General features: G+C 64.1%; 6 protein-coding genes. All 6 read left to right on the top strand.

The features are described from left to right. Positions 1-523, top strand: a 523-nt coding sequence (locus CWO89_RS47290) for a hypothetical protein (protein WP_207234665.1), incomplete at its 5' end; no start/stop codon positions are given. Next, positions 495-1451, top strand: coding sequence for a DUF6492 family protein (locus CWO89_RS39740; RefSeq protein WP_130583740.1), 957 nt, complete (start codon positions 495-497; stop codon positions 1449-1451). The genes CWO89_RS47290 and CWO89_RS39740, both read left to right, overlap by 29 nt. Next, positions 1445-2887, top strand: a complete 1443-nt coding sequence (locus CWO89_RS39735) for a lipopolysaccharide biosynthesis protein (RefSeq protein ID WP_130583739.1) — start codon at positions 1445-1447, stop codon at positions 2885-2887. Before CWO89_RS39740 ends, CWO89_RS39735 begins: the two co-directional genes overlap by 7 nt. A gap of 6 nt (positions 2888-2893) precedes the next feature. Next, on the top strand, positions 2894-3700 hold the full coding sequence (locus tag CWO89_RS39730; RefSeq protein WP_130583738.1) for a class I SAM-dependent methyltransferase: 807 nt from the start codon (positions 2894-2896) through the stop codon (positions 3698-3700). A gap of 4 nt (positions 3701-3704) precedes the next feature. Beyond that, the gene (locus CWO89_RS39725) at positions 3705-4457 is read left to right on the top strand and encodes a polysaccharide deacetylase family protein (protein WP_130583737.1); all 753 of its coding nucleotides are present in this window, start codon (positions 3705-3707) and stop codon (positions 4455-4457) included. Positions 4458-4613: 156 nt separating this feature from the next. Next, the coding region (locus CWO89_RS39720) for a GumC family protein (RefSeq protein ID WP_165421514.1) at positions 4614-6009 on the top strand (1396 nt) is incomplete at its 3' end.

Raw genomic sequence — 6009 nt, 5'->3', positions numbered from 1 at the left:
GGTGGCGCCGCCGAGAACTGCGCCGGCCGAGGCCGTCAGCATCCCGCCGACGAACCGGCGCCGGCTCAATCGTTCAGTTCGAGCCATCTGCCCTCCTCGCGAATTTGCAAAAGAATGGCGCCAATCTCTTGCCCACCGTTTCAAAAGCGGACACCGCGGACGGAACGGTTGTGCCGAAACCAACTGGCGGCACAGCCTTGGTATCACCCGCGGCGCGATCCCGCCCGGAAATCCCGTAATCCCACATGCACTCATACCCGCGCCGAACTGCATCGGCGATGCGCGGATCCGGCTCTGCAATATCCGGGCAAGCCGCGCAGACGGACACGAAACACGGCTTCTTATGGTTACTTCGCGCCGTCAGCAGCGCAGCGATCGTCAGCCGCAAACAAAATTAACCAACGACGATCCCAGCCGCGGCCAATGCGCCGGTTCGGCATCGATCTTGCTGAAAGGTTCGCCGAGGACGAACGGCGGCTTGGAAAGCGACAACCGTGAACGCGATCGCCAGAGAGATCTATGAGATGGACCCAGTTGCGTTGTTAACCCCGACTTACGGGCGCGACCTGGAGATCTGCACCTTGCTTTGTGAGAGCGTGGACCGGCACGTTACCTCGTTCTCCAAGCATTATCTCTTGGTTCCCGATTGCGACCTGCCGCTGTTCGCGCCGCTTGCCGGCGAGCGTCGCGTCGTCATCCCGGCCTCGACCTTCCTGCCCGGGTGGCTGCGGCCGCTGCCACGCATCATCCAGCGCCGCCGGCGCCAGTTCTGGTGGTCGCTGCGGGCCAAACCGGTGAACGGATGGCATGTGCAGCAGATCCTCAAGATCGCCGCCACCATCGGACTGCCTCACCAGCGCTTTTGCATCCTGGATTCCGACATCGTGTTCTTCCGCGACTTCGACCTGACACGGTTCGAATATCCAAACGCGATCCCGATGCTGACCATGTCGAATGTAGTGACGGCGGACCAGCCGCGACATTCACGCTGGCTCGTGACCACCCATGAGCTGCTGGGGCTGCCGACGCCGCCGTTCCCGGCCGACGATTTCATCGGGCACATCATCTTCTGGGACAAGCAGACCACCCGAGCCCTGGCCGAGCGCATCGAGACCGTCACCGGCCTCGACTGGATCGACGCGCTGTGCAAGACCCGCGAATTCTCCGAATACATGCTGTACGGCTATTTCGTGCAGAACGATGCCGCGGCCTCGCTGCGGCATGCCGCTGTCCCGGACACCCCCTGCGTCAGCTATTGGGACGATCCGAGGCTCAGCAAAAGCGAGTTGCAGGATCTCTTGCGTCGCGCCAACAAGGACGACGTCGCGTTCTCGATCGCATCCTTCTCCGGCACGCCGGTCGAGACCATCCGCGCTGCGATCGCCGAGAGCAACGAAATCCTTTCGCTCACCGGCAGCGGCAAACGCGCGGAGTTTGCGGCGTTATGCTGATCGGGCAAGCCAGCATCAACCTGACCGCCAACATCCTCTCGGCGCTGCTGGGGCTGCTCAGCGTGTTCGTTTTCACGCGGCTGTTCTCGCCGCATGATTACGGCGTCTATTTGCTCGGCATCGGCTTCGCTTCCGTGATCAGCGTGTTCCTGGTCGGCTGGTTCCGAAATCTGATCCTGAGCGGGCACGCCCGCAACGACGGCACCGACGTCCGCGAACTTGTACTGTCAGGCTATATCATTTGCTGCCTGACGGCACCGATCGCCTATGTGCTCGCCCGGCTCGCCGGCCTGGACAACACCGCGGCGTTCGCCACGGTGGCGCTCTCGGTCGCGATCGGCCTGTTCGAACTGACGCAGGACCTGGTTCGCGCGCGGCTGATGGCGCTTTCGGTGATGAAGGCGACGCTGGTGCGCGCCGTCTCCGTGCTCACACTCGGCGTCGTCGTCGCGCTGGTGAGGCCGAACGGCTTCTGGCTGTTGCTTTCCTCCGCCCTCGCCTATCTGCTCGCAGTGCTCGTGCAGTCGCGCACCGCCTGGCGTGGCACGCATGTCAGCTTCGACCGTACTGGTCTCATGGCCGTGGCCAAGACCGGCCTGCCGCTGACGCTGTCGCTGACCCTGCTTGCGATCGCCAGCGTCACCGACCGTTTCATGATCGCCAACCTCGTCGGCGCGGCCGATGCTGGCCGATATGTCGCCTCGCTCGACCTCGTCAGGCAGACGCTGATGATGCCGGCGATGAGCATGGCGGCAGCGTTCTTTCCGCTCGCCGTCCAGATCCACGCCAAGCAGGGTGATGGCGCGGTGCGCTCGCATCTCGCCGAATGTCTCGAGCTATTGCTATCAGTTACGCTTCCGGCTTCGCTCGGCTTTGCCGTGGTCTCCGGGCATGTCGCCAACATCATCCTCGGCCCTGACTTCCGCGAGCTCGCGGCGGAAATCATGCCTGTGATCGCGGTCGCCGTGGTGTTCCAGGTCTTGACGCAGCAGTATCTGCACGCGAGCTTCCTGCTGTCGGGCCGCAACGGCTTCTATCTCGTCAACACCGCCTCGCTGATCGCGGCCAATGTGATCCTGTCCTATCTGCTGGTTAGCCACTACGGTGCCGTCGGCGCGGCCTGGGCGCGGCTCGGCGCCGACATCATCGGCTTTGCCTGTGCGCTGGTGCTGACCCGTTATGCCTTCCGCGTTCCGCTGCCGCTTGGCCGGCTGGCGCTGGTCCTGATCGCCGCACTCGCGATGGCGCTGACGGTCGCCGCACTCGATCGCATCCTGCATATTCCGGATCTCGCCGCCTGCATCGTGCTGGCGGTGGTTGGCATCCTCACCTACGGCGTACTGGCCTGGCTGTTCGACATCGCAAGGATTCGCGGCCGGCTGAAACACAGCTTCACGGCCTTCAGAGCAAAATTCGCAAGCAGCAATATTGGATAACAGCCAATGACCGACATCCTTACTTTCGGTGCCATCCATGCAACGCTCGCCAATGTCGACACGGCGGGGCCGGCCGCGCATCCGCAGTCGCTGCTCGACCTGCCGCCGGGCGAGGCGCGGCAGAGCCTCCTCACCGTGCACAGCATCCTGGAGGCAACGCTGCCGGCGGGCCCGCTCGCGATCTACGAGGCCGGCGGCGGCTCGACCAGCTTCCTGCCGCTCAAGGTGCTGCGCCGCAGCCACATCACCGTGGTCGACATCGACGAGGATCAGGTCAAAAACAATCAGTACGCGCAGGCAACGATCCTGGGCGACATTCAGACCTACCGTTTCGCACCGAAAAGCTTCGATTTCATCGTCTGCTACAACGTTATCGAGCACGTGCCCGATGTCGAGGCCGCGCTCAGCGGTTTCTGCGAGGCGATCAAGCCGAACGGCTTGATCCTGATCGGCGCACCGAATCCGAAGTCGCTCTCCGGCGTGGTGACGAAGTATTCACCGCATTGGTTCCACGTCTGGTTCTATCGCTATGTGCGCGGCGACAAGAAGGCCGGCCTGCCGGGCGAGGCGCCGTTCCCGACCCATTTCCATCCGCTGGTCACGCTGGGCAAGCTCGAAGCTTTCGCCAGGGCGCACGGCCTGCAGGTGATCTACCGCAAGGTCTATGAGAGCCCGCGCTATCCGGAGATGCGCCTGCGCAAGCCCCTGCTCGCCGCGCTGGTCGACGCCACCGCGAAGGCGATGAACTTCTTCCTGCCCGGCAAGACCGACGTGCGGCACGGCGACTATCATGTGATCCTGCGGAAACTGTGAGAAGATGCACGCGCTGTGGTCCGAAGCCGTCGTGAAGGTCAGCCACCGGCTGGCGATGCATCTGCCGGTCGATCGGGTCCGGCTGCGCAATGCCACGCCGATGGTCAGCTTCACCTTCGACGACCTGTCGAAGAGCGCGGTGACATCTGGCGCCGACATGCTGGAGGCCCATGGCGCCCGCGGCACGTTCTATGTGTCGGGCGGCCTGGTCGGCGTCGACACGGCGAACTGGACGTCAGGCAACGATGACGACGTGCTGTCGCTGCATCGCCGCGGCCACGAGATCGGCTGCCACACCTTTTCGCACCGCCGCACCAGCGATCTCGATGTCAGCTCGCTTGCCGGCGACATCGCCTGCAACCGCCGCTACTTCGACTTGCTCGATCCGTCGATGCAGATCGAAACCTTCGCCTATCCGTTCGGCTACGGCTCGTTCGCGCACAAATACCTGCTCAAGTCCAGGTTTGCGACCTGCCGCTCGATCGTGGAGGGCGTGAACTTCGGCAATGTCGACCTGCAGTTCCTGCGCGCGATGCCGCTGATCGATCGCCAGATGGATCGCGATGCAATCGAGCGGGCCTTCGACGAGGCGCAAATCCATAACGGCTGGTTAATTTTCTACAGCCACGACGTTGCCACCCGGCCCAGCCTGTATGGCTGCTCGCCGGGGCTCCTGAACCACGCGCTGGAAACGGCGGCGAAGCGGAATATTCCGGCGCTCACCATGGCGGAGGCGTTCCGATGCGCGAGCGCTTAAACGCTTTGTTTGCCTTTTCAGTGAATAGTCCCTCAAGGACTATGGTTAATTTTTACTGCTGCGTTGTTGCCGCGCGGTCCGCTCTCGCACATCGCACAGCCCGAAGAGTAACCCCTCAGCCGATGTGTGCGGCGTTTGGAATGGAAGCTGGGGTCGATGCTTGATTACGACCAGCCGATAAACAGCCAGGCCAAGAGCCAGGGCGCCGGCGAGCCGCGCCGAAGCCAGGGCTTCAACGTGGTCGACCTGGTCCTGCTGCTGTGGCGTCGCAAGGCTGCGATCGCGGCTGCCGCGCTGCTCTGCGCCTGCATCGCGGTTGCGATCGGCAAGAGCCTGACGCCGAAGTACGCCGCAACCGCGCAGCTCTATGTCGACCCGCGCGAATTGCAGCTCGTCGAGCGCGAACTGACCCCGCGCGCGCAAGACGTTTCGGGTCTCGCGATGGTGGTCGACAGCGAGGCGCGGGTGATCACCTCCAACAGCGTGCTGTTGCAGGTCATCAAGAACACCAATCTCGACAAGGACCCGGAATTCGGCGGCGGCGGCGATGGCAAGAGCCTCCTCGGCGCGCTGCTCGGCCTGGTCGGGATCGAGCAGCGTCCAACGGCAGAACAGCAGCACCAGGCGACGATGAGCGCGCTGGACGCCCTCAGTCGTCACATCAATGTGCGCAAGACCGACCGCACCTTCGTCGTCGACATCGACGTCTGGTCCTATGAGCCAGCCAAGGCGGCGATGCTCGCCAACGCGCTTTCGACTGCCTACCTCGCCGAATCCAAGCAATCGCAGGCCGCCGCCGCCCGGCGCGCCACCAGGGATCTCTCGGGGCGACTGAAGGAATTGCAGGAACGGCTGCGCAACGCCGAGAACGTGCTTGCCGTCTACAAGGCGCAGAACAATTTCGTCGGCACCCAGGACACGCTGATCGCCGACCAGCAGCTTTCCGCCAGCAACCAGCGGCTCGCCGCCGCGCGGGCACTGACGCTCGATGCGCAGGCGAAGTACGACCAGATCGAGGCCAGCCGGCGCAATTCGAGCGACCCCGGCGCGATCCCCGAGGCGCTGCAGTCGCCGACCATCGCTAACCTGCGCGCGCAATATGCTGATGCCAAAAAGCGGCAGGCCGAACTGCAGAGCGAACTGGGCCCGCGGCATCCGGCGCTCCGGCAGGTCGAGCAGCAGGTCGAGGATCTCCGCCGTACCATCAGGGAAGAGATCGAGCGCTTCGCGCAGGCCGCGAAGAACGATTTGACCCGCGCCCGCGACTATGAGGCATCACTGAACAAGGCGCTGGACGCGCAGAAGCGCCAGAGCGTGCAGATGAGCCAGGCCTCGGTGCGCCTGCGCGAACTCGAGCGCGATGTCGAGGCGAGCCGCGACGTCTACCAGTCCTTCCTCAAGCGCTCGCGCGAGACGGAGGAACAGGAGAGCCTGAACACCTCGAGCGCGCGCGTGATCGGCGAAGCCACCGTGCCGCAGCGGCGCACCTTCCCGCCGGCGATGAGCCTGCTCGCCATGATCGGCTTCGTGCTCGGCGGGCTCGCGGCCGCGG

Source organism: Bradyrhizobium sp. Leo170 (genome assembly GCF_004296405.1).
Classification (GTDB): domain Bacteria; phylum Pseudomonadota; class Alphaproteobacteria; order Rhizobiales; family Xanthobacteraceae; genus Bradyrhizobium.
Note: the sequence above shows the minus strand (reverse complement) of the source record. Positions and strands in the feature narration are given on the sequence as shown.

Coding starts and splice junctions, on each gene's coding strand:
- CWO89_RS39735 (WP_130583739.1), top strand. CDS start 1,445: ATGCTGATCGGGCAAGCCAGCATCAACCTGACCGCCAACATCCTCTCG.
- CWO89_RS39730 (WP_130583738.1), top strand. CDS start 2,894: ATGACCGACATCCTTACTTTCGGTGCCATCCATGCAACGCTCGCCAAT.
- CWO89_RS39725 (WP_130583737.1), top strand. CDS start 3,705: ATGCACGCGCTGTGGTCCGAAGCCGTCGTGAAGGTCAGCCACCGGCTG.